General features: G+C 53.4%; 28 protein-coding genes and 1 other RNA gene. 18 read left to right on the forward strand and 11 right to left on the reverse strand.

Annotated elements, in window-relative coordinates:
* The first annotated feature begins 2 nt into the window (after window positions 1-2).
* Complete coding sequence (gene rsmS / locus KP80_RS22435) at window positions 3-161, forward strand: pleiotropic regulatory protein RsmS (protein WP_072129094.1); 159 nt, start codon at window positions 3-5, stop codon at window positions 159-161.
* Window positions 162-243: 82 nt separating this feature from the next.
* A complete protein-coding gene (locus KP80_RS11725; protein WP_052283820.1) occupies window positions 244-1,179 on the forward strand; it encodes an Rpn family recombination-promoting nuclease/putative transposase in 936 nt (311 codons plus the stop codon).
* Between the two features lie 27 nt (window positions 1,180-1,206).
* Here the strand turns inward: KP80_RS11725 and mscK are convergent, their stop codons facing one another.
* Together mscK and acrR are read right to left on the reverse strand one after the other, a co-directional pair.
* Window positions 1,207-4,560, reverse strand: coding sequence for a mechanosensitive channel MscK (gene mscK, locus KP80_RS11730; protein WP_052283821.1), 3,354 nt, complete (start codon window positions 4,558-4,560; stop codon window positions 1,207-1,209).
* 138 nt (window positions 4,561-4,698) lie between these two features.
* Entirely contained in the window at window positions 4,699-5,331 is a 633-nt protein-coding gene (gene acrR / locus KP80_RS11735) for a multidrug efflux transporter transcriptional repressor AcrR (RefSeq protein ID WP_052283822.1), read from the reverse strand.
* A gap of 142 nt (window positions 5,332-5,473) precedes the next feature.
* Between acrR and acrA the strand changes: the two genes are divergently transcribed.
* The 6 genes from acrA to KP80_RS11770 all read left to right on the forward strand — a co-directional run bounded on the left by acrA (window position 5,474) and on the right by KP80_RS11770 (window position 12,267).
* On the forward strand, window positions 5,474-6,670 hold the full coding sequence (gene acrA, locus KP80_RS11740) for a multidrug efflux RND transporter periplasmic adaptor subunit AcrA (protein WP_052283823.1): 1,197 nt from the start codon (window positions 5,474-5,476) through the stop codon (window positions 6,668-6,670).
* Window positions 6,671-6,692: 22 nt separating this feature from the next.
* The gene (gene acrB, locus KP80_RS11745) at window positions 6,693-9,839 is read left to right on the forward strand and encodes a multidrug efflux RND transporter permease subunit AcrB (protein ID WP_052283824.1); all 3,147 of its coding nucleotides are present in this window, start codon (window positions 6,693-6,695) and stop codon (window positions 9,837-9,839) included.
* Window positions 9,840-10,381: 542 nt separating this feature from the next.
* Window positions 10,382-10,756 (forward strand): Hha toxicity modulator TomB, encoded by a 375-nt coding sequence (tomB, locus tag KP80_RS11755; protein WP_052283826.1) that lies wholly within the window; start codon window positions 10,382-10,384, stop codon window positions 10,754-10,756.
* Between the two features lie 25 nt (window positions 10,757-10,781).
* Entirely contained in the window at window positions 10,782-11,000 is a 219-nt protein-coding gene (locus KP80_RS11760) for an HHA domain-containing protein (protein ID WP_035891858.1), read from the forward strand.
* 140 nt (window positions 11,001-11,140) lie between these two features.
* Window positions 11,141-11,695, forward strand: a complete 555-nt coding sequence (gene maa / locus KP80_RS11765) for a maltose O-acetyltransferase (RefSeq protein ID WP_052283827.1) — start codon at window positions 11,141-11,143, stop codon at window positions 11,693-11,695.
* Window positions 11,696-11,799: 104 nt separating this feature from the next.
* Window positions 11,800-12,267 (forward strand): YlaC family protein, encoded by a 468-nt coding sequence (locus tag KP80_RS11770; protein ID WP_052283828.1) that lies wholly within the window; start codon window positions 11,800-11,802, stop codon window positions 12,265-12,267.
* Here KP80_RS11770 and KP80_RS11775 read toward each other — a convergent pair.
* Window positions 12,239-13,696 (reverse strand): PLP-dependent aminotransferase family protein, encoded by a 1,458-nt coding sequence (locus tag KP80_RS11775; RefSeq protein ID WP_052283829.1) that lies wholly within the window; start codon window positions 13,694-13,696, stop codon window positions 12,239-12,241. The two genes, KP80_RS11770 and KP80_RS11775, sit on opposite strands and share 29 nt — an antisense overlap.
* Before the next feature lie 103 nt (window positions 13,697-13,799).
* On the opposite strand from KP80_RS11775, the gene KP80_RS11780 reads away from it, so the two are divergent.
* Complete coding sequence (locus tag KP80_RS11780) at window positions 13,800-14,510, forward strand: GNAT family N-acetyltransferase (RefSeq protein WP_052283830.1); 711 nt, start codon at window positions 13,800-13,802, stop codon at window positions 14,508-14,510.
* Here the strand turns inward: KP80_RS11780 and ykgO are convergent.
* Both ykgO and KP80_RS11790 read right to left on the reverse strand, forming a co-directional pair.
* The gene (ykgO, locus tag KP80_RS11785; protein ID WP_003859006.1) at window positions 14,507-14,647 is read right to left on the reverse strand and encodes a type B 50S ribosomal protein L36; all 141 of its coding nucleotides are present in this window, start codon (window positions 14,645-14,647) and stop codon (window positions 14,507-14,509) included. The two genes, KP80_RS11780 and ykgO, sit on opposite strands and share 4 nt — an antisense overlap.
* Window positions 14,647-14,910, reverse strand: a complete 264-nt coding sequence (locus KP80_RS11790) for a type B 50S ribosomal protein L31 (RefSeq protein WP_052283831.1) — start codon at window positions 14,908-14,910, stop codon at window positions 14,647-14,649. Before KP80_RS11790 ends, ykgO begins: the two co-directional genes overlap by 1 nt.
* 285 nt (window positions 14,911-15,195) lie before the next feature.
* Here KP80_RS11790 and KP80_RS11795 point away from each other — a divergent pair, with 285 nt between their 5' ends.
* The 5 genes from KP80_RS11795 to KP80_RS11815 all read left to right on the forward strand — a co-directional run bounded on the left by KP80_RS11795 (window position 15,196) and on the right by KP80_RS11815 (window position 20,167).
* Complete coding sequence (locus tag KP80_RS11795; RefSeq protein ID WP_052283832.1) at window positions 15,196-16,227, forward strand: isopenicillin N synthase family dioxygenase; 1,032 nt, start codon at window positions 15,196-15,198, stop codon at window positions 16,225-16,227.
* 30 nt (window positions 16,228-16,257) lie between these two features.
* Window positions 16,258-17,064, forward strand: a complete 807-nt coding sequence (locus KP80_RS11800) for a MetQ/NlpA family ABC transporter substrate-binding protein (protein ID WP_052283833.1) — start codon at window positions 16,258-16,260, stop codon at window positions 17,062-17,064.
* Window positions 17,061-17,852, forward strand: a complete 792-nt coding sequence (locus tag KP80_RS11805; protein ID WP_052283834.1) for a methionine ABC transporter ATP-binding protein — start codon at window positions 17,061-17,063, stop codon at window positions 17,850-17,852. The genes KP80_RS11800 and KP80_RS11805 overlap by 4 nt, the downstream gene beginning before the upstream one ends.
* Entirely contained in the window at window positions 17,849-18,508 is a 660-nt protein-coding gene (locus tag KP80_RS11810; RefSeq protein WP_197276156.1) for a methionine ABC transporter permease, read from the forward strand. The genes KP80_RS11805 and KP80_RS11810 overlap by 4 nt, the downstream gene beginning before the upstream one ends.
* A gap of 93 nt (window positions 18,509-18,601) precedes the next feature.
* Window positions 18,602-20,167, forward strand: a complete 1,566-nt coding sequence (locus KP80_RS11815; RefSeq protein WP_052283836.1) for an EAL domain-containing protein — start codon at window positions 18,602-18,604, stop codon at window positions 20,165-20,167.
* Here KP80_RS11815 and KP80_RS11820 read toward each other — a convergent pair.
* On the reverse strand, window positions 20,160-20,432 hold the full coding sequence (locus KP80_RS11820; RefSeq protein ID WP_052283837.1) for a metal-sensing transcriptional repressor: 273 nt from the start codon (window positions 20,430-20,432) through the stop codon (window positions 20,160-20,162). The genes KP80_RS11815 and KP80_RS11820 overlap by 8 nt on opposite strands.
* Before the next feature lie 133 nt (window positions 20,433-20,565).
* Here KP80_RS11820 and KP80_RS11825 point away from each other — a divergent pair, with 133 nt between their 5' ends.
* Window positions 20,566-21,417 carry a nickel/cobalt efflux protein RcnA gene (locus KP80_RS11825; protein ID WP_052283838.1) on the forward strand — a complete coding sequence of 284 codons (852 nt, stop codon included), beginning with the start codon at window positions 20,566-20,568 and terminating at the stop codon, window positions 21,415-21,417.
* 158 nt (window positions 21,418-21,575) lie between these two features.
* Here KP80_RS11825 and KP80_RS11830 read toward each other — a convergent pair whose 3' ends face one another.
* Window positions 21,576-22,190 carry a YczE/YyaS/YitT family protein gene (locus KP80_RS11830; protein WP_052283839.1) on the reverse strand — a complete coding sequence of 205 codons (615 nt, stop codon included), beginning with the start codon at window positions 22,188-22,190 and terminating at the stop codon, window positions 21,576-21,578.
* A gap of 86 nt (window positions 22,191-22,276) precedes the next feature.
* Here KP80_RS11830 and KP80_RS11835 point away from each other — a divergent pair, with 86 nt between their 5' ends.
* The gene (locus KP80_RS11835) at window positions 22,277-23,704 is read left to right on the forward strand and encodes a PLP-dependent aminotransferase family protein (protein ID WP_052283840.1); all 1,428 of its coding nucleotides are present in this window, start codon (window positions 22,277-22,279) and stop codon (window positions 23,702-23,704) included.
* An 89-nt stretch (window positions 23,705-23,793) separates the two neighbouring features.
* Here the strand turns inward: KP80_RS11835 and KP80_RS11840 are convergent, their stop codons facing one another.
* From KP80_RS11840 to ffs, 3 genes are all read right to left on the reverse strand, one after another.
* Window positions 23,794-24,009 carry a hypothetical protein gene (locus tag KP80_RS11840; protein WP_052283841.1) on the reverse strand — a complete coding sequence of 72 codons (216 nt, stop codon included), beginning with the start codon at window positions 24,007-24,009 and terminating at the stop codon, window positions 23,794-23,796.
* A complete protein-coding gene (locus KP80_RS11845; protein WP_052283842.1) occupies window positions 24,006-24,254 on the reverse strand; it encodes a hypothetical protein in 249 nt (82 codons plus the stop codon). The genes KP80_RS11840 and KP80_RS11845 overlap by 4 nt, the downstream gene beginning before the upstream one ends.
* A 303-nt stretch (window positions 24,255-24,557) precedes the next feature.
* Window positions 24,558-24,654: signal recognition particle sRNA small type (gene ffs / locus KP80_RS22440), an RNA gene on the reverse strand.
* Between the two features lie 164 nt (window positions 24,655-24,818).
* Between ffs and KP80_RS11850 the strand changes: the two genes are divergently transcribed.
* Window positions 24,819-25,130: an MGMT family protein gene (locus KP80_RS11850; RefSeq protein WP_052283843.1), complete on the forward strand. Its 312-nt coding sequence runs from the start codon at window positions 24,819-24,821 to the stop codon at window positions 25,128-25,130.
* 77 nt (window positions 25,131-25,207) lie between these two features.
* Here KP80_RS11850 and KP80_RS11855 read toward each other — a convergent pair whose 3' ends face one another.
* The gene (locus KP80_RS11855) at window positions 25,208-25,708 is read right to left on the reverse strand and encodes a YbaY family lipoprotein (RefSeq protein ID WP_052283844.1); all 501 of its coding nucleotides are present in this window, start codon (window positions 25,706-25,708) and stop codon (window positions 25,208-25,210) included.
* Window positions 25,709-26,051: 343 nt separating this feature from the next.
* On the opposite strand from KP80_RS11855, the gene tesB reads away from it, so the two are divergent.
* Window positions 26,052-26,912, forward strand: coding sequence for an acyl-CoA thioesterase II (tesB, locus tag KP80_RS11860; RefSeq protein WP_052283845.1), 861 nt, complete (start codon window positions 26,052-26,054; stop codon window positions 26,910-26,912).
* The last annotated feature ends 35 nt before the right edge of the window (window positions 26,913-26,947 follow it).

Raw genomic sequence — 26,947 nt, forward strand, 5'->3', positions numbered from 1 at the left:
GTATGTCACTGGAAAATGCACCGGATGACGTCAAACTAGCCGTCGATCTCATCGAACTGCTGGAGAGCAATCATATCGCCCCGGATATTGTGCTAAGCGCGCTGGAGATGGTGCGGCAAGACTATGTAAACAAACTGAAAAAGGCGGAAGACGCCTCGTAAAACGCGTCATCACCATCTCCCCCACCGTCGTCGCCTGTGACAAATTCCCACTCAGGGAAGGAAACAGCGATGACGGATTATCATGAAGATTTTCTCAGCGATGCCACACGACGGCATTTTTAAACATTTTTTGCACCATACGGCGATCGCCCGCGATTTTCTCCAGGCTCATCTACCCGACAGTCTGTTGGCACTGTGTCAGTTGGAAACACTACAGCTCACCTCGGGTAGCTTCGTTGAAGAAGACCTGCGCACCAGCTACTCCGATATTCTCTATGCCCTGCAAACCCATGATGGGCCAGGCTATATCTACGTGTTAATTGAGCATCAAAGCTCCACAGATAAATTGATGGCATTTCGCCTGATGCGCTATGCCATTGCCGCTATGCAGCGCCATCTCGATGCCGGTCACGACACACTGCCGTTAGTGATACCCATGCTTTTTTATCACGGCAGTAGCAGCCCCTGGCCCTATCGCCTGAACTGGACGGCCCAGTTTGCCAACCCCGCGCTTGCTGCTCAACTGTATACACACGATTTCCCGCTGATCGATATCACCGTTATTCCCGACGATGAGATCATGACACACCGACGCATGGCGATGCTGGAACTGCTGTTTAAGCACATACGCCAGCGCGATCTCGCTACGTTACTTGACCGACTGGGGACGCTACTGATGGAAAATTGGTTAACTACGCCACAGTTGGCGGCACTCATTCACTATATGCTGCAAGCGGGCGGCACGCAGAATCCAGAAGAACTGAAAACCCAACTCGCGGAATATTCACCACAGCATAGGGAGCAGCTAATGACCATTGCAGAATGGCTTGCCGAAAAAGGACGAAAGCAGGGTGTAGTACAAGGATTAGAACAAGGTATGGAGAAAGGCGAAGCCCTTGGACGCCGGGAGGAGGCCTTTAAAATAGCGCGTAACATGCTAAATGCGGGGCTATCAGTGACTCTGATAACCCAGCTGACCGGCTTAACCGCTGAAGACCTGGCGGCCCAGCCGGAGTAAAAAAGGCGACATAACGTCGCCTTTTTCTTAGCAGTCGACGATAGGATCCTGACTGTCGTTTTTATTGTCCCGCTTCACTTCCGTCACTTCATCACCTTTTTCGTTATGCAGGTGCACTTCCAACTGGTTAAAGGCAATGTTGATATCGTTTTCACGACACAGACGGTCGATGGTGCGGTTCAGTTCATCGACGGTATAGCTACGATCGCGCAGCTCGCGGACGTACAAACGCAGTTCGTGATCCAGCGTGCTGGCACCGAAGGTGGTGAAGAAGACCGACGGTTCCGGATCGTGCATCACTTTGGGATGGCTGGTTGCCGCTTGCAGCAAGACTGATTTCACTTTATCCAGATCCGAACCGTAGGCCACACCAAGGCGGATCACCACGCGGGTAATGGTATCGCTGAGCGACCAGTTGATCAGACGTTCGGTAACGAAGGCCTTGTTCGGGATAATGACCTCTTTACGGTCAAAATCGGTAATAGTGGTCGCACGAATACGAATCTTGCTGACGGTTCCTGAGAAGGTACCGATGGTTACGGTGTCGCCAATACGTACCGGACGTTCAAACAGAATAATCAGACCGGAAACGAAGTTACCGAAGATCTCCTGCAAACCAAAACCGAGGCCAACGGACAGCGCGGCGGCCAACCACTGCAGCTTATCCCACGAAACGCCCAGCGAACCAAAGACGGTCATCGCCCCGACGGCCAGAATGACGTAGTTAAGGATCTGCGTAATGGCGTAGGAAGCCCCCTGACGCATATTCAGCCGCGAGAGCACCAACACTTCCAGTAGACCCGGTAAGTTACGAATCAGCGCCCAGGCCACCATCGAAGCGATAATCGCAAACAGCAAACTGCCCATGGTGACGTTTTTCACCACGCTGGCGCCGGCCTCGGTGCCGCTGTAATGCCATAGCGTAATACTGTCGAGATAGCTAAACACGGTGATCAAATCTGACCAAATCGCCCAGAACATGACGCCAAACAGCGCCACCATCACCAGCATGGTAATACGTAACGTCTGCTGGTTGATTTGTTCCAGCGCGATGGTCGGTTCTTCCTGCGGTTCGGCCCCTTCGGCGCCCTCTTTCACCATGTTTTGACGGCGGGCCAACGCACGGCGATAGGCGATACGACGCGCGGCTACGCTCAGGCCACGCAGCACAGTCTGGTACAGCAAGTTCCAGAAAATCACCAGATAGACGGTTTCAATCCAGCGGCCAGAAAGACGCAGCGTGGTATAGAAGTAGCCCGTTGCAGTCAGCACCATCAGTCCCACCGGAACCAGCGACAACACGGTCACCGTCAGCAGACGCAAGCTGTGTGACTCTTTATCACGCCAGCTTTCACGGCACATCGGCCACGCCAGAATGGCGATGAGCAGCAGGTTCAGCAGAATCACGAACTGCCCCAGCACGTCATCCATCAGGTTCAGCGGCGACAGCTCGGAGACTACCGACCAAAAGTGCAGCGGCAGCAGCGCAAGACTGATACGAACAATCTGCCGACGCCAGTGGCTAGTCAGTTGCTCCGGCATGTTGAAGTGGCGCACAGCGACGCCGTTTTTCTCCAGCACTTTCCAGCACAGGCCAAAGACTAACCAGAAAATGGCCAGCTTTTTACAAAATGCCCACAGCAGCCCGCTGATATTCAGCTGCATCGTGAGCAGAATAAGGCCAATCGCCAGAATCAGCAGCACCACCGGCAGGGCGCGGATAAGGTCGATTAAAATCGCTTTCGGCGTATGCAGCTGGCTGTCATTACGCAGATTGCCAACCTGATCGCCCAATTTATTCTGATAATCACGTAGCCACTGCAGGCGCCAGCGAATGAGCCCAGCGATAAGCAATAGCGGCAGTCCGGCGAGGAATGCAATAAAGACCGCAGGCCACGCCTTCTCCCAGTTAACGGTGATCTTCATCGCCTTAAACTGGTCTTTCAGCGCGCCCGGGAAGGATTTAATCCAGTCCCAGTCCATCGGTCTGTTGCTGTTCACCCAGAAGATTTGCTGGGTCAGAATGGATTTCAGGCTTTTCGAGACGCTCATCAACTGCTGCTGATTAATCTGAAGGTTGATAGCCATCATCAGCTGGTTGCCGAGCTGTTTGTTGATAAGGTCGAGCATTTCGCGCCGCGCATCGACAATCTGCAGCAGGGCATCATGGACTTCGCTGTCGACTTCGCTACTGTGCCCCTCTTCTACCTTGGCCACAAAGTCATCGCTCTGGAACAGGGCATCACGCTGCTGGTTAATCTCAAACTGTTCCAGACGCAGGTCAGCAATGCGCGTCGTCATATCTTCCAGCTCATCTGCCGACGGCAGCGTCTGTTGCTGCTGGTAGAGAATACGCGACAGCAGCAGGCTGCCTTTCAGCACCGCGATCTGTTCTTTGATATTACTTTCCGACTGCAGAGCTCGGTCAAGCCAGGTTTTCACGCGGATATTTTGCTGTACCAGCTGGTTGCCACTTTCAGTAGCAGCGATCAGCTTCTGGCTCAACTGATGGTTAACTTCCAGCTCCTGTTTAACCAGTGGGTTGCCTTGAATACGCGCGGTTTCTTCCGGTGAAGCGGTCTCCGCGGCAGTCTTTTCCGACAGCAGCAGACGCTTACTGCTCACGGCTTCCTGCAGCAGCTGTAATTGGTGTTCGAGACGAGAGCTATAGGCGGTGACATAATCGCGCTGTTTTTGCAGGGTATCCTGGAGCACCGTGTTGCCCGCGAGGCTTTTACGCTGGAAGTCGATTTCGGCATCAAGCAGCGTTTTTTGCACCTGCATCATCGTCTGCTGGGTGGGGCGCAGCGCATCGCCAACGGTAGTACCGTTGAGGCTATTACGCACCTGCAAGAGTTGCTGCGATGCTGAGTTCATGGCGTTCTGCACGCGCTCGGGCTGCGTTTGCAGAGACACCAGTTGGCTGTTGTAGGTCGCCAGATCGTTTTGCGCATTTTGCAGGTCATCAACGGCCTGCGAAACACGAGCTTCCAATTGGCGGAGCGACAGCGTACTCAGCGTCTTACGCGTTTCATCGTCATTATCCACGTCGCTCAACGCGTTGAGATTATCCGTTGCCTGGCGCAGTTTTGCGGGCGCCTGATCCACCTGCTTCTGCAGTTGGGTGGTTTCGTCCTTAACGCGGTCAATTTTGTCCAGTAGCTGCAGCGTTTCGCTGAGATCCTGCACCACTAGCTTATCCTGCGGCGTCAGGTCTTTCTTATTATTGAGGGAATTAAGCTGATCCTGAACGTCAGCGCGGTCAGGAATATCGCTACTGTTTAGCGCGCGAGCGTGTACCGCGGCTATAGAGAAGAAGAAGCAAACAGCAACGATGAAAAATGCAGAGATCGTGGCCCGTGGGCGGATGTTATGCAGCATAATGTTAACATGAGTAGTGGTTAAAGCCGGTAGCGAGCCGGAGATAAATACCGCCGCAGAATAGCACTTTCGTCCACAGCCGAATAGCCAGAGACGCCAGGATTCTTCCTGGTCATTAAGTCGTCGTTAAACGTCCACTTATTCACGTAACGTTGGGCAGAACTGATACATTTCGATCAAAATCGCGACATAGGCTCGCGCTTCTGCCCGAAGGTCAAACGAGGTGGGAGCAAACAGCCAATTCTCCATCAGCCCGGAGATATAGCTGCGGGTTAAAATGGCGGCCCGGCGTGTTAATAAATTGGTGGGTAAGGCATTCGCCACAACACAGTCGTTTAACGCCTGTTCAATTCTATCGTAACTTTCGATGCATAAATTGTGCTGAGCCTGTTGCACAACCGCCATTTCACCGACAAACTCACACTTGTGAAATATAATCTCCATCATCAAGCGTCGGCGTTCTTCAACCACGGTTGCTTCCAGGATGTAAACAAGGATTTCCCTTAAAACTGAGAGTGGATCGTCCGGGAATTTTACCCGATACTCAATTTCAAGATCGCTGATGCTGGATTCTGATAACGCCCAGATTTCGCTAAAGAGATCCGACTTATCCTTGAAGTGCCAGTAAATCGCACCACGCGTCACCCCGGCCGCTTTTGCAATCTCGGCCAGTGAAGTAGATGATACCCCCTGCTGTGAGAACAACCGTAGGGCAACATCCAGGATGTGTTGACGCGTAACTCGCGCTTGTTCTTTGGTTTTTCGTGCCATAGGTCGGTGAATTTACAGAGGTTAGATTTACATACATTTATGAATGTATGTACCATAGTATGACGATAATACAAACGCAGCAATGGGTTTGTGGACGCTTGTTCCATTGATCAATTTGAAATCGGACACTCGAGGTTTACATATGAACAAAAACAGAGGGTTAACGCCTCTGGCGGTCGTTCTGATGCTCTCAGGCAGCTTAGCGCTAACAGGATGTGACGACAAACCAGCTCAGCAAGGAGCACAACACGCGCCAGAAGTTGGCGTAGTGACGCTCAAATCTGAACCTCTTGTAATCACGACGGAATTACCCGGCCGCACAAACGCATTCCGCGTAGCGGAAGTTCGTCCGCAGGTCAGCGGTATTATTCTGAAGCGTAACTTTACCGAAGGTGGCGACATCACCGCGGGCGAGTCACTCTACCAGATTGATCCAGCCACCTATCAGGCGTCTTATGAAAGCGCAAAAGGTGATTTAGCGAAGGCACAAGCCGCAGCCAACATCGCGAAGCTGACCGTTAACCGCTATTCAAAACTGCTCGGTACCCAGTACATCAGCCGTCAGGACTACGACACCGCTGTCGCCGACGCACAGCAGGCTAATGCTGCCGTGCTGGCCGCGAAAGCCGCCGTTGAAACCGCACGCATTAACCTGGCATATACCAAAGTGACTTCGCCTATCAGCGGACGCATTGGTAAATCCAACGTAACCGAAGGTGCGCTGGTGCAAAACGGTCAGGCTACGGCGCTGGCAACTGTGCAGCAGTTAGATCCTATCTACGTTGACGTCACCCAATCCAGCAACGACTTTTTACGTCTGAAGCAAGAGCTGATGGACGGCAAACTGAAGCAGGAAAACGGCAAAGCGAAAGTGGACCTGGTGACCAACGATGGCATCAAGTATCCGCAGAGCGGCACGCTGGAATTCTCTGACGTTACCGTTGACCAGACTACCGGTTCTATCACGCTGCGCGCCGTCTTCCCGAATCCAGAGCACACGCTGCTGCCGGGAATGTTTGTCCGTGCACGTCTGGAAGAAGGGACTAACCCGAATGCGCTGCTGGTTCCACAGCAGGGTGTGACCCGTACACCACGCGGCGATGCGACCGCACTGGTGGTGGGTGAAGGCGATAAAGTCGAGACTCGCCAGATCGTAGCATCACAGGCCATTGGTGATAAATGGCTGGTGACTGAAGGTTTGAAAGATGGCGATCGCGTGATTATCACCGGTCTGCAAAAAGTGAAACCAGGTGCGCAGGTTAAAGCCCAGGAAGTCACTTCTGACGCTAAACAGCCTGCCGAAGCAGGTGCAGCTCCGTCAGAACAAACCAAGTCTTAACTTAAACAGGAGCCGTTAAGACATGCCTAATTTCTTTATCGATCGCCCCATATTTGCGTGGGTGATCGCCATTATTATCATGCTGGCTGGGGGGCTATCGATCCTCAAATTGCCGGTCGCGCAATATCCGACGATTGCGCCGCCTGCGATTTCGATCACAGCCATGTACCCCGGTGCTGACGCCGAAACGGTGCAGAACACAGTCACTCAGGTTATCGAACAGAACATGAACGGTATCGATCACCTGATGTACATGTCCTCCAACGGCGACTCCACCGGTACGGCAACCATTACCCTGACTTTCGAATCAGGTACCGATCCGGATATCGCCCAGGTACAGGTGCAGAACAAACTCGCCCTGGCCACGCCGCTTCTGCCGCAGGAAGTTCAGCAGCAGGGTATCAGCGTTGAGAAAGCGTCGAGCAGCTTCCTGATGGTGGTTGGTGTAATCAACACCAACGGCACCATGAACCAGGATGATATTTCCGACTACGTCGCCGCCAACATGAAGGATGCGATTAGCCGTACCAGCGGCGTGGGTGACGTTCAGCTGTTTGGTTCTCAGTACGCGATGCGTATCTGGATGGACCCGAATAAACTGAACAACTTCCAGCTGACGCCGGTTGATGTTATCAGCGCGCTGAAAGCACAGAACGCCCAGGTTGCAGCCGGTCAGTTAGGCGGCACGCCGCCGGTTAAAGGCCAGCAGCTGAACGCCTCTATCGTGGCGCAAACGCGTCTGACTAACGTTGACGAGTTCAGCAACATCCTGCTGAAAGTGAATCAGGATGGTTCTCAGGTCCGCCTGCGCGATGTGGCGAAGGTTGAGCTGGGTGGTGAAAACTATGACGTTATCGCTAAATTTAACGGCCAGCCAGCTTCCGGTCTGGGTATTAAACTGGCAACCGGCGCTAACGCCCTGGATACCGCTAACGCTATCCGTGCTGAACTGGCGAAGATGGAGCCGTTCTTCCCATCAGGCCTGAAAATTGTTTACCCATACGACACCACGCCGTTCGTTAAGATCTCGATTCACGAAGTCGTGAAAACGCTGGTCGAAGCGATCATTCTGGTGTTCCTGGTTATGTATCTGTTCCTGCAGAACTTCCGTGCGACGCTGATTCCAACCATCGCCGTACCGGTGGTACTGCTCGGGACCTTTGCGGTACTTGCTGCATTCGGATTCTCGATAAACACCCTTACAATGTTCGGGATGGTGCTCGCCATCGGTCTATTGGTGGATGACGCCATCGTGGTGGTCGAGAACGTTGAGCGTGTGATGGCCGAAGAGGGCCTACCGCCGAAAGAAGCCACGCGTAAGTCCATGGGCCAGATTCAGGGCGCACTGGTTGGTATTGCGATGGTGCTGTCTGCGGTATTTATCCCAATGGCCTTCTTCGGGGGTTCCACCGGGGCAATCTACCGCCAGTTCTCCATCACTATCGTTTCCGCGATGGCGCTGTCCGTACTGGTTGCATTGATCCTGACACCAGCGCTCTGTGCCACGATGCTGAAGCCAATCCAGAAAGGCAGCCACGGTGCAACCACTGGCTTCTTCGGTTGGTTTAACCGCATGTTTGATAAGAGCACGCACCACTACACCGACAGCGTGGGTAACATTCTGCGCAGCACCGGTCGTTATCTGCTGCTTTATTTAATCATCGTGGTCGGCATGGCGTTCCTGTTTGTTCGTCTGCCAAGCTCGTTCCTGCCAGACGAAGACCAGGGCGTATTCCTGAGCATGGCGCAACTTCCTGCCGGTGCGACCCAGGAACGTACGCAGAAAGTGCTGGATGAGATGACTAACTACTATCTCACCAAAGAGAAAGACAACGTTGAATCCGTCTTTGCGGTTAACGGCTTTGGCTTCGCAGGTCGTGGTCAAAACACCGGTATCGCCTTCGTTTCGTTAAAAGACTGGAGCCAACGCCCTGGTGATGAAAACAAAGTTGAAGCGATTACCGGACGTGCGATGGGCTACTTCTCGCAGATTAAGGATGCGATGGTATTCGCCTTTAACCTGCCAGCTATCGTTGAACTGGGTACCGCAACCGGCTTTGACTTCCAGCTGATTGACCAGGCCGGTTTGGGCCACGAAAAGCTGACTCAGGCGCGTAACCAACTGTTCGGTATGATTGCCCAGCACCCTGACGTGCTGACCGGCGTTCGTCCTAACGGTCTGGAAGATACGCCGCAGTTCAAAGTCGATATCGATCAGGAAAAAGCACAGGCGCTGGGCGTTTCCATCAGCGACATCAATACCACGCTGGGCACAGCCTGGGGCGGTAGCTACGTCAACGACTTCATCGACCGCGGCCGTGTGAAGAAAGTGTATCTGATGTCCGAAGCGAAATACCGTATGCTGCCGGAAGACATCGGCAACTGGTACGTTCGCGGTAGCAATGGTCAGATGGTACCGTTCTCTGCCTTCTCCACCTCGCGCTGGGAGTACGGTTCACCGCGTCTGGAACGTTATAACGGTCTGCCTTCCATGGAAATTCTGGGCCAGGCTGCACCGGGTAAAAGTACCGGTGAAGCGATGAACCTGATGGAAGAACTGGCGGGTAAACTGCCAACTGGCGTGGGCTACGACTGGACGGGGATGTCCTATCAGGAACGTCTCTCCGGTAACCAGGCCCCTGCCCTGTACGCTATTTCACTGATTGTGGTGTTCTTGTGTCTGGCAGCGCTGTATGAGAGCTGGTCGATTCCGTTCTCCGTTATGCTGGTGGTTCCATTGGGGGTTGTGGGCGCACTGTTAGCTGCCACCTTCCGTGGCTTGACCAATGACGTGTACTTCCAGGTCGGTCTGTTGACTACCATCGGGCTGTCGGCGAAGAACGCCATCTTGATTGTTGAATTCGCCAAAGACCTGATGGACAAAGAAGGTAAAGGCCTGATTGAGGCGACGCTTGAGGCAGTTCGTATGCGTCTGCGTCCAATCCTGATGACCTCACTGGCATTTATCCTTGGTGTAATGCCACTGGTTATCAGTACCGGTGCTGGCTCCGGTGCACAGAACGCCGTTGGTACGGGCGTCATGGGCGGGATGGTCACCGCGACCGTTCTGGCTATCTTCTTCGTACCGGTGTTCTTCGTGGTCGTACGTCGTCGCTTTAGCCGTAAGAGCGAAGACATTGAGCATAGCCACAAAGTTGAGCATCACTAAAAGTCTGAAACACAAAGGGCCGCATTAGCGGCCCTTTTTTTATCCCGCTAGCTTTAAAACTCCGGATATGCACCTGGGTATTTTTTAATCAATCATAAAAAAGTCTGATATTGTTTTTAGGATTAATATTGAAATAATCCGGCCTGCTAAAAACAGGCATTGAGATTTATCTTTATTTTATTTTGAATAAATGAGTAAACCCTCCATTTCTTAAAGAAATTAAGAATATTCCTAACTGCGATTGCAGAACTTTTGTTGAGTACCCGCTGTCTAAGGTATTGGCTAAGTAATCCATCCTGTTGCTTTTTACGTGGAAACAAGGTGTTAGCCATTAATGTTCACCATTAACCACAGCAAATGAAAAGAAATAACCACGAACCGCTAAATTGTAATTATTCGTAATAGCTCGATGAAATCTGTTCCAGAGTAGATTATAGTTACAGCAGATCGAGAGCTTGTGTATGCTTTCGGTTAGCCAGTTGTACCCATCCCGCACCAGTATTTGATCTTCGCTGTTTGCACTACGATTAGGGGGATGCGTTATGGACGAATACTCACCAAAAAGGCATGATATCGCGCAGCTTAAGTTTCTTTGTGAAACGCTGTATCATGACAGTCTCGCCACGCTGGAAGAGAGTAACCATGGCTGGGTAAATGACCCTACCTCGGCGGTCAATCTTCAGCTTAATGAACTGATCGAACATATTGCGACGTTCGCACTTAATTATAAGATTAAGTACGATGAAGATAATAAACTGATTGCGCAGATTGACGAATATCTGGATGATACTTTCATGCTATTCGGCAACTACGGCATTAATAGCGATGACCTTCAAAAATGGCGTAAGTCAGGGAACAAACTCTTTCGCTGTTTTGTCAACGTGAGCCGTGCTAACCCTGTTAGCCTTTCTTGTTAAAACTATTACAATCAATGGGTGAATTATGTCTGATAAACCATTAACCAAAACTGATTATTTGATGCGCCTACGACGCTGTCAGTCAATTGATACGTTAGAGCGTGTGATTGAAAAAAATAAATATGAACTTTCCGATAATGAGCTGGCGGTATTTTACTCAGCAGCCGATCATCGTCTGGCCGAATTGACCATGAATAAACTGTACGACAAAATCCCGTCTACCGTATGGAAGTTCATTCGCTAATCTTTCTTCTGCTATAAGTGCAAGGTTTTCCCTTCCCATTTGACCTATAACTGTGATTATTATCACAACAACGGATTGGGAACGTTCCCAGCGCAGCCATAGCCTTTTATGGTAATAGCTTCCTGTAGACGGAGGCATCCATGAGTATTGAAAAACACAAAATGATTGCTGGCGAACTCTATCGCCCTTCAGACGACACGCTAAAAATGGACAGGGTACGCGCAAGGCAGCTTATCCACCGATATAACCACACGGCCCCGGATGAAAAATCCGTACGTGCACACATCCTCAGCGAACTACTGGGTCAAGGCAACGATGCCTATATCGAACCTACGTTTCGCTGCGACTACGGTTACAACATCTACCTCGGCAGCAATTTCTACGCTAACTTTGACTGCGTCATGCTGGACGTTTGTCCGATTCATATTGGCGATAACTGCATGCTGGCGCCCGGCGTCCATATTTATACCGCGACGCATCCACTCAATGCCGATGAGCGTAATAGCGGCGTGGAATATGGCAAGCCGGTGAATATTGGCAATAACGTGTGGATTGGCGGACGGGCGATTATTAATCCCGGTGTGACGATTGGCGACAATGCGGTGATTGCTTCAGGTGCGGTGGTGGTGAAAGATGTCCCGGCAAATGCCGTCGTGGGTGGCAATCCAGCGAAAATCATCAAAATGGTGAGCTGATAGAGTTGCTGACTGTTATGCTTTTTTGCAACCGATCTGTTACTTTCCGTGTGGATTAATGCAACATAGAATAGGTCAATCCGCCTTCCGTTGCCGAGCTTAAGATGTCAGAGATCCAGCGATTACTCACGCAAACCATTGATGAATTGAATACCACTGAAAAGCGCGACAACCGCCCGCGCTTTAGCATCAGTTTTATCCGTAATCATCCCGGCCTGTTTTTCGCCATGTACGTTGCCTTCTTTGCGACTCTGGTGGTCATGATGCGTTCTGACACGCTGGCAGATTCGGTTTGGCTGCTGTGGTTGATGTTTGCGCTGCTTAACGGCTTTTTCTTCTTTGACGTCTATCCGCGCTATCGCTACGAAGATATCGATGTACTGGATTTTCGCGTCTGCTACAACGGCGAATGGTATAACACCCGTTTCGTGCCACCGCAGCTCATTGAACGCATTCTGAATTCAAGCCGGGTCGATGGCCAATCTAAGACGCAGCTGCAAAAAATGGTCGCCACTAAAGGCGAATTATCGTTCTACGATGTTTTCAGCCTGACCCGTTCCGAAGCGGTGTAATAAGGCGCTGCAATGTGCGGATAGCCGTCGCAAACTGTGATGCCGACGTATTGCCATACCCCAGCACTAACCCCGAGCGGGCGTGCTGGCGGTTAAGGTAAAACGAACTTAGCGCGCTGGGCGCTAGCTGGTGCTGATGCGCCTGACGAACCAGCGCTACATCATCAATTCCGTCAATGGCAACCGTCAGGTGCAGCCCCCCTTCTCCCGCCATTACCCTATGCTCAACGGTTAACTCCTGCGCCAACGCTTCATGCAGCTGCGTCTGCCGTTTACGATATAAGCGGCGCATTGCGGCGAGATGGCGAGCGTAATGTCCCTCTTCAATGAAGCGGGCGAGTGCACGCTGTTCGGCACGGTGTCCCCCGCGTAGTAGCGCGCGAATGGCTGGCTGCGCAGATTCCACCAGCGCGGACGGCAGCACCATAAAACCAATTCGCAGCGACGGAAATAGCGTCTTGCTAAACGTACCTAAATACACCACCGGCGCATCGTTAACCATCCCTCGCATCGCGGGGATAGGCTCACCGCTGAAGCGAAATTCACTGTCATAATCATCCTCAATAATCCAGGCCCCGTGCTGACGTGCATACTCCAGCAACGCAAGCCGTCGGGAGGCGCTCAGCACGCTGCCGGTAGGATACTGGTGCGACGGCGAAGTAAAAATCAGCGTCGGCGTCGGTAAATCCTGATGCATTTGCATCCCTTCCTCATCTACCGTTACACCTTCCAGCTTCAGACCCGCCGAGATAAACGCGCTTTTAGCACCAAAATAGCCCGGTTCTTCAACCCAGGCGGTTTGCCCGGGTTCACTGAGCAACTGGGTACAGAGGTTGACCCCTTCCAACGCGCCTTCGGTAATCACAATCTGCCGGGCATTACAGTCAATGCCGCGAGAAAGCGCCAGGTGGCGAGCGATCGCGACCCGCAGAGGCCACTCCCCTGCTGAATCTCCATAGCCCAGCAGGCGGCTCCCCTCATCACGCAACACGCCGTCGAGCAATCGCCGCCATAGCGGTAGCGGGAAATAGTTAATCGCTGGCGTGCCTGGTGCAAACAGCAGCGGCGGCGTATCGCGCGGCAATACTGGCGGCAGGGCCTGTAAGCGCGAAGACAGCGACGCCGCTGGCATCGCCGGGACATCACGGTTTTGCGACTGTGGCAGCGTGGTCACTCGCGAACCACGGCGGTCCCGACGTAAGTAGCCTTCCATCGCCAGCTGTTCCAGCGCCGCATTCACCGTATTCCGCGATATAGACAGCCGCTGTGCTATCACCCGCGAACCGGGCAACCAGCTTTGCGCCTGCAGCTGTCCTTGCATGATAGCCTCTCTCAAGGTGCTGTAGAGACTACGTTGCAGCGTTTCACCCACGCGCGCCTGTAGCGAACGCATGAGCATAGCGAAAAAGGGATCGTCGGGAATATTCATCTTTTCTCCTTGTGGCACCATAAAAAGATACGCTTCTGGCACTTTTTATGGAACCAGTAAACACCTACGCTCAGCGTATTGTTTATTTCCCTAAGGAGAGGCTATGAGTCAACTTAATCAATTTGGTCAGCTAATTGGCGATGCCCTGCAAGACTGGCAACCGCGCCCACATCCGCAGCGCGTGACGCTGGAAGGCCGTTATTGCCGCCTGGAACCATTAAGCCTTAAGCATGCCGACGCGCTGTTTGCTGCCCACCAGCAGGCTACGGACACTCGCGGATGGACCTGGCTTTTGCGCGAACCGGAAAGTTCAGTGGAAGAATGTCGTCAGTGGATTGCGAGCATTGAAACGTTGCAGGATCCCATCCAATTTGCGGTCATTGATACGCGAACTCAACGGCCGGTGGGATCATTGGCACTGATGCGTATTGACCCGAAAAACGGTGTCATGGAAGTCGGCCATGTTCACTTCTCTCCGCTGTTAAGCCGAACGCCGGCCTCAACGGAAGCACAGTGGCTATTGATGCGCTACGCCTTTGAAACCCTGGGCTATCGCCGCTACGAGTGGAAATGTAATAGCTTTAACGAACCCTCACGCAAGGCGGCGCTGCGTTTAGGTTTTCAGTTTGAAGGACGTTTTCGCCAGGCGCTGGTGATCAAAGGCCATAACCGCGATACAGATTGGTTTTCCATCATTGATGGTGAATGGCCAGCACTCAACCAGACCTTCGAGAAATGGCTTGCCGCCGACAATTTTTCTGCCGACGGCAAGCAGCGCCAGTCCCTGGAGACATTACGTAAAGCCAGCGCTTAACGACGTTTCTTGCGCCCCTGCACGGCCTTAAAACGGGGATTCGATTTGCAAATAACGTAGAGACGCCCTTTGCGTTTAACTATCTGGCAATCCGGGTGACGCTGCTTTGCGCTGCGCAGCGAGTTAAGTACCTGCATCATGACCCCCTTTTTACGTCAACAAAGCGACCAAAACGCTGGGTGAAACGCGCCACGCTGCCTTCAGTCGATGCGGTACGTTGTTTGCCGGTGTAATACGGATGCGATTTGGACGAAACATCAATGGTGACATAGGGATATGTCACGCCTTCCAGCTCAATCTCCCGGTCGGTTTTGATGGTTGATCCTACGGTAAAGAACTCATTAGCGCTGGTGTCATGAAACACGACGGGACGGTAATGGGGATGGATATTCGCTTTCATCTGATCCTCACTTATTATGTTATAACATAACAATTACGATACGCCGTCATCCTTCACATTACAACCCCTCACTTTGCATGGCCTTTCGCTATTGCCATTTTTCGCAAAAGCTCAGACCCCCTCACGAACATAAATTAGAAATTAACGTTATTGGAGCCGCTTTTTGCATTCAGGCAGGCTGTGGTTATCAACTTCAAAGGAGATATCCCATGCAGCGCTGTTGTTGTCATCCCCCATTCGCACCGCCTGAATTACCGAGCATCAATCTGCAATACGGAGAAAATAATGAGCCTTACCACTCTGCCTATTCTGAGCCTTGCGCAGTACCACCAGCCGTCTGAACGCGACGTATTTTTAGCGCAGCTGCGCCACGCCGCCCGCGACGTCGGCTTTTTCTATCTGACCGACCACGGTATCAATGACGCCCTGCAGCAGTCGCTGCAATCCGAAGCCCGCCGTTTCTTCGCCCTGTCCGACGAACAAAAACAGCAGGTGGCGATGATTCACTCTCCACATTTTCGCGGCTACAACCGCAGCGCGGCCGAGTTGACGCGCGGTCAGCCGGATTGGCGGGAGCAGTTTGATATCGGTGCCGAACGTCAGGCCGTTTCATTACGCGAACACGACCCGCGCTGGCTTCAGCTTCAGGGGCCCAATCTGTGGCCGGAATCACTGCCCACTCTGCGTCCGGTTTTGCTGCAATGGCAGCGTGCGATGACCGAGATGGCAATGACGCTTCTGCGCGCCTTCGCTGAGGCCTTACAGCTGGCACCGGAAGCCTTTGACACGCTGTACGGTGAAAAACCCAATGAACATATCAAACTCATCCGCTATCCGGGGCAGCAGGAAACGCAAAGCAGCACCCAGGGCGTGGGCGCGCATAAAGACTCCGGATTTCTGAGCTTGCTGCTGCAGGACGAACAAAAAGGATTGCAGGTGGAGGTCAGCGATGGCCAATGGATTGACGCCAAACCACTGCCGGGCAGCTTTGTGGTCAATATTGGCGAACTTCTGGAACTGGCGACGAACGGCTATCTGCGGGCAACCGTACACCGCGTGGTGTCGCCTCCGGCCAACCAGCAACGACTTTCCATTGCCTTTTTCCTTGGCGCACAACTCGATGCCGTCGTGCCGGTGTACTCGCTGCCGGAAGCCCTGGCGCGGGAAGCCAACGGGCCGCAAAGCGATCCGCAAAATCCGCTGCTACGGGACGTTGGCTGGAACTACCTGAAAGGTCGTCTGCGTTCTCATCCAGACGTTGCCGAACGCTACTACCGTGACGTCCTTCGCGCGCGCAGTGAACAACTGATTGCCTGACTGAACCTCATTCCAATAAGGAAACACAACATGAAGCACGCCGCATTTAAACTGGCAGGAATTGCATTGTCTCTTTCTCTGGCCTGGAACGTCTCTGCCGAACCGCTGCGCATCGCCGCCGATCCGGTACCGCACGCTGAGATCCTTAACTTCATTAAAAAACAGGATCCGAAACTCGACCTGAAAATCGTCGAGCTCACCAGCGGTGTGAACGCTAACGAACTGCTGGCCAACGGTGACGTGGATGCCAACTATTTCCAGCACGTACCGTATTTAAAAGATCAGGAAAAAGCGCTGGGTAAAACCTTTGCCGTCGCCGCCACCGTGCACATTGAGCCGCTGGGTATTTATTCACGTAAGCATAAAGATCTGCAATCACTGCCGGAAGGCGCTACCGTCGCAGTGCCGAACAACACCACCAACTTAAGCCGTGCGCTGTTCCTGTTGCAGAGTAAAGGGTTGATTAAACTGGATGCGAAGTTTACCGATCCGGCGACCACTCTCGCCACGCCGAAAGATATTGTGGAGAACCCGCACAAGCTGAAGATCCTCGAGGTGGAATCACCACAAATACCCCGCTCGCTGGACGATGTTGACCTGGGCGTGATTAACGGAAACTACGCACTGGAGGCCGGGCTGACTCCGTCTAAGGATGCGCTGGGGCTCGAGAGCGCCACCAATAATCCGTACGCCAATATTCTGGTCACGAATCCGCAGCTGGCCAACGATCCGCGGATTAAAGAGCTGGCGAAAGATCTGACCTCGCCGCAGGTGGCTGAGTTTATTCGTCAGCGCTATAACGGTTCCGTCATTCCGGTTAGCGCGCCGAAATCATGATAGTCATTGAAGGGCTGACGAAGCAGTATGCCGGGAACGGCCAACCGGCACTCAACGACGTTTCGTTCACCGTTCCGCAAGGGGCGATTTACGGGATTCTTGGGCGCAGCGGCGCGGGTAAAAGCACTTTGATTCGCTGTCTGAACCTACTGGAGCGGCCCAGCGCGGGCCGCATTCTGTTCAACGGTGAGGACATCGTACAGTTCGATAAAGCGCGCCTGCGCGCCCATCGCCTGCGCACCGGCATGATTTTTCAGCACTTCAATCTGCTGCACGCCCGTAGTGTTGCCGACAACGTTGCAGTGCCGCTGGAAATCACAGGCGTGCCAAAGGCGCAACGGCAGCAACGGGTAGCTGAGCTACTTACGCTGGTCGGGCTGGCTGACAAAGCGCATGCCTTCCCTTCCCAGCTTTCTGGCGGGCAAAAACAGCGCGTGGGGATTGCTCGCGCGCTGGCAGCCGACCCGGACGTGCTGCTGTGCGATGAGGCCACCAGTGCGCTGGACGCCGAGACTACCGCCAGCGTACTGGCGCTGCTGGAAACGATCAATCGCCAGTTGGGGCTCACTATTGTTCTGATAACCCACCAGCTTGAGGTGGTGAAAAACCTCTGCGATCACGCAGCGCTTCTGGAATCTGGCGAGTTGCAGGAGAGCGGAAAAATCGCCGATCTGCTGGCTGCCCCCTGGTCACGTTTACGGGATATTTTGCTCGGCGATGGCGATGAAGAACGTCGCTTCCTTGCACGTCACGGCCTGGACAGGAGACACCTATGCATAGTCGCATGAGTTGGGAAGATTTATGGCCACTGCTGGTCGACGGTACGCTGGATACTCTGTACATGGTGGGATTGGCGGCGCTGTTCACTGTCCTGATTGGATTGCCGCTCGGCGTACTGCTGTTTCTTTCACGCCGCCACGGGCTGATGCCAATGCCGCGGCTGAATGCCGTGCTGGGGACGATTATCAACACCGGCCGCTCGCTGCCGTTTATCGTTCTGCTGATTGCCCTGATCCCCTTTACCCGCCTGCTGGTTGGGACCACACTCGGCAGCACGGCAGCGATTGTGCCTATCACCATTGGCGCATTTCCATTTTTTGCCCGTCTAACCGAAAGCGCGCTGGATGAAGTGGACTATGGACGTATTGAAGCGGTGCTCTCAATGGGCGGTAACGTCTGGCATATCATCACCAAAGCCCTGCTACCCGAAGCGCTCCCGGCGCTACTGGCCGCCACGACGCTGACGATAGTCATGTTGATTGGTTTCTCCTCAATGGCCGGGGTTATCGGCGGTGGCGGTCTGGGCGATCTGGCAATCCGCTATGGCTACCAGCGTTTCAACGATCAAATCATGGTCGGGACGGTACTCATCCTGGTGCTGATGGTGCAAGGAGTACAAATGGGCGGCGACAGATTGGTCAGGGCGTTAGCGCATCGCCGGTAAAATAAAGGGGGCAGTCGCAGAAATCGATTTCACGCAATAAGCACAAGAATTGTCAGGTATACTTGTCAGACTTCTCCAGGATAAGGACTGGCAGTGACAACTCGACATCTGGTCGGTCTGATAACCGGCGTGCTTATTCTGGCGATTCTGCTTCCTATCCTATTGAGCATCTGGCTAGCTCAACGTGAAGCGCATCGGCAGTTTATGGATGAGCAGGCAACCTATGCTTCCCGCGTGTTGATTCGCAGCGAACAGGTCATGGGCCAGGTGAAGAAAGCGCTGACAGAGATGGAAGCCATGAAGGTGAGCGGCTGTAGCCCGGCCCATCTTCAGGAGATGCGGCGTATTTCTTACGCCTGGCGCTATATTCAGGAAGTGCTTTACCTCGATGGACTGACAACACGTTGTTCTTCTCTTGAAAGTCACGGCAAACCTTTTACCTTCCCGGAACCCGACCGTATTCTGCCCTCGGGCTATCGAGCCTGGTACACCGAACAAAACGATCTGGGTATGCACCGTTATATGGCGGCTTTTGCTTCCAATCACCATATGGTGATTATCGACCCCATCTCGTTTATAGATGTAATTCCCTTTACCAACTCTCCGACTCAGGTGGCCCTGATCAGTACCGCCAGCAATCGGGTTCTTGCCAACAGTGCACCGCTTGATGAGAGCGTCTGGCTTCGTATCAAAACGGATAATCTGGAGACCCTGACCGAGAATAATACGGTCTACACCGCGCGCCATTATCCAGAGCTACAGGTCTCCATTCTCACCTGGTCCTCTAGCCTGCCGCTGTCTGAACGTCTGCGTCATCAGTTGCTGCTTTGGATGCCCGCAGGCGTGCTGTTAAGCCTACTGGCAAGCTGGTTGATTATTCGCGTTTTGCGCCGCCTGCAATCACCGCATCAGCAGATGCTGGATGCGTTAAACAACGCGGAGATCAGCGTCAACTACCAGCCAATCGTCTCCCTGGCAGATGGCAAAGTGGTTGGCTGCGAGGCGCTCGCGCGCTGGAAGCAGGCCGACGGCAGCTATCTGTCACCGGATATTTTTATTCCACTTGCCGAACAAACCGGGCTTATCACTCGTTTAACGGAAAATGTGGTGAAAATGGTGTTTCGCGATCTCGGCAAGTGGCTACACCTGCATCCGGAAATGCATGTCTCTATTAATCTTTCAGTGGCTGATTTTCAGTCGGTGATGCTGCAAACCATCCTCTATCAGCAGCTCAGAATCTGGCAGATTCAACCGCAACAAATTGCACTGGAGCTGACTGAACGTGGTTTTGCCGATCCGAAAACCACCCTGCCGGCTATCGCTGCCTATCGGCGTGCCGGGCATGCCGTCTATATCGATGATTTTGGTACTGGTTATTCCAGCCTGCGCTACCTGCAAGATCTGGAAGTGGACACCTTAAAGCTTGATAAATCGTTCGTTGACGCATTGGAGTACGCGCAGGTGACGCCGTATATCATTGAGATGGCAAAAACGCTGCAGCTAAACGTCGTGGCGGAAGGTATCGAAACAACCTGTCAGGAAGAGTGGTTACGCGAACACGGGGTACAGTTTGGACAAGGCTGGCTGTATAGCAAAGCCCTGCCGAAAGAAGCCTTCATTATTTGGGCGGAGAATAACCTGCGTAAACACGCTACTTAAGGTAAGACTTAATCACCTGCATCACCACCTCAAGATCGGCCTCACGCTGCATCTCTTCAGGTTCTTTCACCACGTGATCGGTGAGGTGTCCCTGGATCACCTGCAGCATCATCCCATTCACCGCACCGCGAATCGCCGCCAGCTGCTGTAATACTTCAGCGCATTCATGCTCGCGGTTAAGCATTTTCTCCAGCGCCACGCTCTGCCCCTGAATTTTCTTCAGGCGCGTCAATAACATCTTCTTGTGCCGTACGGTATGTGACATAGCCAGATCCTGTTCTTCACTCCCGCGCAAGCATACCACGCACAGTGATTGCCGCACATTTTTATACTGGGGGGTAGTAGATCAATACTGGGTGGGAGTATAGTGAGTTCACTTTCAGCAAGGATCCTTTTTCATGACCGACTTCACGACACTCCTACAACAGGGCAATGCCTGGTTCTTTATTCCCGGCGCTATTTTGCTTGGCGCACTGCATGGCCTTGAGCCAGGGCACTCTAAAACCATGATGGCCGCATTCATCGTTGCGATTCGCGGCACGCTAAAACAGGCAGTTTTGTTGGGGCTTGCGGCTACGCTGTCGCATACCGCCGTGGTATGGATAATCGCCATGGCGGGAATGTGGTTTGGCCGCGGCTGGGATGCACAAACCGCCGAGCCGTGGTTCCAGCTACTTTCCGGGTTGATTATTATTGCTATCGCACTATGGATGCTGTGGCGGACCTGGCGCGAGACACGCGGGGTGCATGACCATGATCACGGCGATCATCATCACGACCATTCGCACCACCACCATAGCAATCATGATCACCACCACGACGGGCACCAGCATGATCATGAACACCATCATGCCGCGTTGGTCGATGTCGACTGGCAGGACGCCCACCAGCGCGCCCACGCCGAAGAGATCAACCGTCGCTTTACCGGCCAGGAAGTCACAACCGGGCAGATCATGTTGTTTGGTCTAACCGGTGGGCTGATCCCCTGCCCGGCATCCATCACCATTTTGCTGATTTGCCTGCAGCTTAAACATGTGGCGCTGGGTGCCACGCTAGTACTGAGCTTTAGCATCGGGCTCGCGCTGACGCTGGTCGCCTCAGGGGCGATTGCGGCAATTGGTCTCAAGCACGTCAGTCAGCGCTGGAGCGGTTTTGGGGAGCTGTCGAGAAAAGCGCCGTGGTTCTCCGGCGCGCTGATTATTCTGGTTGGAGTTTACATGATGGCGCACGGCATCAACGCATTAGTCTGATGCCGTGGTGGGATAACGCTGCAGCCAGCTAAAGCGATAGCGCAGGCGGCGCTGCGACAATAAAAACGCCGGCAGTACGTTCGAACTCCAGGCGTCATCGCCGCCAGCCGGATGGTGTTATCTTAAAAATACCACCATGCTATGAGCGCTTCGTAAAATCAGGACACCTGCTCCACTTTTACCGGCCGGCGCTGCGCGACTCGAGGTAGCTGGAACCACGGCAGGCAAATTTGAATCAAGGGGCCAATCGCCAGCGCATACAGCACCGTACCCACGCCAAATGTGCCACCCAACAGCGTACCAATAATCAGAACAGACACTTCAATGGCCATGCGGATCCAGCGCACCGGCCAGCCGGTACGGGCATGAATACCGGTCATTAGGCCATCGCGTGGCCCCGCGCCAAAGCCGGCACCGATATACATTCCGGTCGCCAGGGCGTTGAGAATCACCGCCACACCGAGCATCACGGCACGCAGCCAGAGCGATTCCAGCGGCGGCATCAGCGCCAGCGTGGCATCCGCCGCCAGCCCCAGCACAATCACGTTGCTGATGGTGCCAAGACCGGGACGCTGGCGCAGCGGGATCCACAGCAGCAGTACAGCGGCACCGGTCAAGATCATCACCAGCCCAATATTCAGTGACGTTAGCCCTGCGACGCCAAGATGGAACACGTTCCACGGATCGGCACCGAGATTGGCGCGCACATAGACGGCGGTAGACACCCCATAAAGCGTTAACCCAAAGTAAAGCTGAATCAGTCGGCGTAACATTGGCACCTCTGCCTGTCGGTTGATAGCTTCATCATCGACAAAAATGGCATTATGATTAATGACCAGTTTTCAAAAAGTGGACTGCAATGATGTTACGACGTTCCGCCACCCAATCGCTCGTTCGCCTGCTCGGTCATTGGCAGGAAACCCCATCGACCACGCCGCTATGGCGGCAGTTGACGGACGCGCTGCGGCTGTTGATTCTCGATGGCCGGTTGCCGCTCGGAACCCGGCTGCCGGGTGAGCGTGAATTTGCCAGCGCCCTGGGGGTTAGCCGCACCACGATTGCCAGCGCCCTGGCACAGCTGCGCGATGAGGGCTATGTGCAAAGTCGTCAGGGCAGCGGTTCGACAGTCTCCTTATCCGCCGAGTTTAACCAGCGCGTCCCGAGGACTCCCTCCTCGCCGACGCTGGATCTCTCTACCGCCGCGCTGGCGGCTGGGGCAGAGATTCACCAGGCCTATAGCCATGCACTTAGCGTCCTGCCGGGTTACCTCAGCCAAACCGGTTACGATCAGCAAGGTCTCCCCGTGCTGCGGGAAGCGATCGCCCAGCGCTATACCGCGCGAGGCCTACCGACTCATGCCGATGAAATCATGCTGGTCAATGGCGCCGTCAGCGGGCTGGCGCTGATTCTGCGCTATCTGACCGGGCCGGGCGATCGCGTTGTGGTGGAAACACCAACCTATCCGCTGGCCATCGCCGCGATTGAAGGCGCATCCTGCCGCCCGGTGGCGCTGCCGCTGCCCGATAGGGGTTGGGATACTGACGGTTTGGCGGCTATCATCGCCCAGACCGCACCGCGGCTGGCCTATCTGATGCCCGATTTTCAAAATCCTACAGGACAATGTATGGATAGCACCACGCGGCAAATCGTTGCCGATCTGGCCGCGCGTACCTGTACTACGCTGGTCGTCGATGAAACCATGGTCGATTTATGGTATAGCGCTCCACCGCCACCGCCGCTGGCTGCATTTAATCGTGATGCACCGGTTATTACCGTGGGCTCTGCCGGAAAAAGTTTTTGGGGTGGTCTACGCCTGGGTTGGATCCGAGCATCTTCACGCACCATTGCTGCGTTGATTCAAACCCGGGATAGCCTTGACCTAGGTTCACCGCTTCTGGAGCAACTGGCAACCTGCTGGTTGCTGGAAAACGAAGAATCGCTGCTGCCCGAGCGTCGCCGCCAGCTTAAAAGCCGGCGCGATATGTGTGCGGCGTTAATGCGGGAGTATTTTCCCCAGTGGAAATTTGTCCTGCCGGAGGGCGGGCTGTCATTCTGGGTTGAACTGCCGGAGATGATGGCCACGCGCTTTGCGGCTCGCGCTGAAGGCTACGGTATTCATCTTGGGGTCGGCACACGGTTTAGTCTGGCGGGCGGGGGAGAAAGAAATCTGCGTATTCCATTCACATTGGATGACGACACGCTGCGCCACGCTTTTACCACATTACAGCCAGTATGGGCGACGTTAGCAGGCCAGCATGGCGCAAATAAGCTGCGGAAAATTATTTAACCGCGCGCACGGATAAACATCTTACCCAATAACATAGCCGGCCTGTTGATTATATTATTTTGCCTGGTTTAGCCACGCGAAATAATATATTAGTGCTGAGGGGGGATCGGAAAGCCTTTTAGGGAAATAACGAAAGATTCTCCCTCTTTTTTTATCTTAGCACCGGTATCGCACCAGTCTGAGGCAATACGAAAGAATTCATCGCTACCCACATTCCAGTTCAGCAGGACATGCTTGACATAGCCTGAGCGCAATAAGTCACAGGCTTCACCATAGTTTGAGGCTATTGAAGGTTGCTGTTTCATTTTCTCTTCTTTAGAATTTTTCGTAACGCTTTGATTTCTTTAGGCGTAAATGGTGCAACATCTTCTTCCGTATGCTGACTGTCGATGTCGTCTTCACATACGCCCGCCTCAACCTCCGTTGTCAATGCCAGCTGCAGCAGCTTTTCCGTCGCCGCACTTAACGTCAGGCTATTCGCCTCAGCGTAGTGGCGAAGCCCTTCTTTTACCGTCTCATCAATTTTTACGTTCAGCACTGCGACTGTCATGTTGACTCCTTCCCGTAGCAACACGTTTTCACGCGGCTAAAATGGTTGTTGTATTATTTCTGTAATAACTAATACATCAAACCAGTAGTACATTCCACAAATATATTTATAACATTCTGAGCGATATGAATGCCTAATGTTAATTTAAATACAATTTATGACACAGAGATGACAGTATTATTACAAGGTAATGAAGTTTAATTGAACGGGTACAAAAATGCGGATGCAAATAACCATTCTTATATTATGGATTTAATCTATTTGAGAAGATCGAGGATTCAGAGAGGCATAAATGGGTGGGGGCCCTGCCAGCTACATCCCGGCACACGCGTCATCTGCCTTGGCTGCTTCCTTCCGGACCTGACCTGGTAAACAGAGTAGCGTTGCGGGAGAACCAACAGGGCCCCCATTGAGAGCGTTGTTCCCAACGCGCTGGCGCATTATCACTGCTGAGCCGGTCAATTGCAAGCTATCCGCTTTTACCTGCTGGATTCTTGCGCAATCCCCTCTTCACAGCGACCATCAGTCTGATTATGCTGAGAGTTCTGTCTTCAGGAATAGACTATGGACGAACAAGATTCTTTCCCGCATCGGGTATGGCAAATCGTTGCTGCGATCCCGGAAGGTTATGTCACCACCTACGGCGACATCGCCAGGCTGGCGGGTTCTCCGCGCGCGGCTAGACAGGTTGGAGGCGTACTCCGACGTTTACCGGAAGGTTCGACGCTGCCGTGGCATCGAGTGGTCAATCGCCATGGCGCCATTTCACTCACCGGCCCAGACCTTCAGCGACAGCGTCAGGCTCTACTGGCCGACGGCGTTCAGGTTTCCGGCAGTGGGCAAATTGATATGCAAAAATACCGCTGGCAGTACTAACTTCCCGACACCAGTCCGTAAAGCTGACAAAAAAATGCCCTCACGGTGGAGGGCATCTGTCATCTAGCTGACTGCACTTATGGAACCTGGACTGGCGCCGCGTCCTGAACCGGGACCGGCGTTTGCTGCACTGGAACCATGATCAGGTCAGCTTTGGTACCGCCGTGGTTGATCACTTCCTGGATGGTATCTGTGATAAACAGCAGCTTACCGTTGAGGGTGACCGCCGCGCTTAACAGGATACGGGCATTTGGCTGGATATCGGCCGGGTTATACGGGAGCACAAAGCTAAACGGTGCCTGTTTCCCTTCCGTACGGGTCACTTTCTGCGACAGTACCTTCGATGGCGCGTCGGCCAGCGACGCATCGGACAACGTCACCGTTAATACCGCATCAGGCGGCAGCGCCACTTTCTGGCGGATGAGGACATTACCGGAGACATTCGGCCCGGATATCGCTTGCTGCGCGGCCGCTGCTTCTGGTGCTGGTGTCTGATTCTGACTTTGCTGGTGCGTCTGCGCACAGCCAGCAACGGCCAGTGCAATCGCCAGACCGCTTAAGATCGGCACAAGTTTCATTAGCATTCTCCTTTTTGCTCACTCGAATTAAGGCAATCTTCTCAATTGAGTGACAACGCCTTAACAACTTTAACCGCTTAAGTGTGGCACATATTTCACATTAATGCCTGCAAACGCCCCATTATTCAGACAATTGAACCCATCGGACCACTCGCGAAATTACGTTATAATGGAAGCATTCACCTAGCGTTATGCCCTAAATCATTCGAGTTGCAGGAAGGCGGCAAGCAAGTGAACCCCAGGAGCTTACTCAGGTAAGTAGCTAGGGGGGAACGAACGCTGCCAACGCGTATGCAACGTGAAGTATGACGGGTATAGGATAGTAAAATTATAGAGGGTACCAATGAGCCAGGCGCTATCGAATCTGCTGACGTTATTAAATCTGGAAAAAATTGAAGAGGGTCTGTTCCGCGGTCAGAGCGAAGATCTGGGTCTGCGTCAGGTATTTGGCGGACAGGTTGTGGGACAGGCGCTGTATGCGGCGAAAGAAACCGTACCGGCCGACCGTTTAGTTCACTCCTTTCACAGCTACTTCCTGCGCCCTGGCGACAGCCAGAAGCCGATTATTTACGATGTCGAAGTCCTGCGTGACGGCAATAGCTTTAGCGCACGTCGCGTGGCTGCGATTCAAAACGGCAAGCCTATCTTCTACATGACGGCCTCCTTCCAGGCGCCAGAGAGCGGCTACGAGCACCAGAAAACCATGCCGAAGGCCCCGTCACCTGATGGCCTGCCGTCGGAAACCGATATTGCCCGCTCGCTGTCGCATCTGCTGCCGCCGCAGGTTGCTGAGAAGTTTCTGTGCGATAAACCGATTGAAATTCGCCCGGTTGAATTCCACAATCCGCTGAAAGGCCATACCGCAGCGCCGCATCGACAGGTATGGATGCGCGCCAACGGTGCCGTGCCGGACGATTTGCATATTCATCAATATTTGCTGGGCTATGCTTCAGACTTCAATTTCCTGCCAGTTGCGCTCCAGCCTCATGGCGTAGGCTTCCTCGAACCAGGCATGCAGGTCGCAACCATTGATCACTCCATGTGGTTCCACCGTCCGTTCAATCTCAACGAATGGTTGCTGTATAGTGTAGAAAGCACTTCTGCTTCCAGCGCGCGCGGCTTTGTGCGCGGTGAATTCTATTCCCAGGACGGCATTCTGGTCGCCTCCACGGTTCAGGAAGGGGTGATGCGTCATCGCGGATAATCCGTAGCACACGCACAAAAAAGCCTCCCATTGGG

Source organism: Kluyvera genomosp. 1 (genome assembly GCF_001266615.1).
GTDB classification, from domain to species: Bacteria; Pseudomonadota; Gammaproteobacteria; order Enterobacterales; family Enterobacteriaceae; genus Kluyvera; species Kluyvera cryocrescens_A.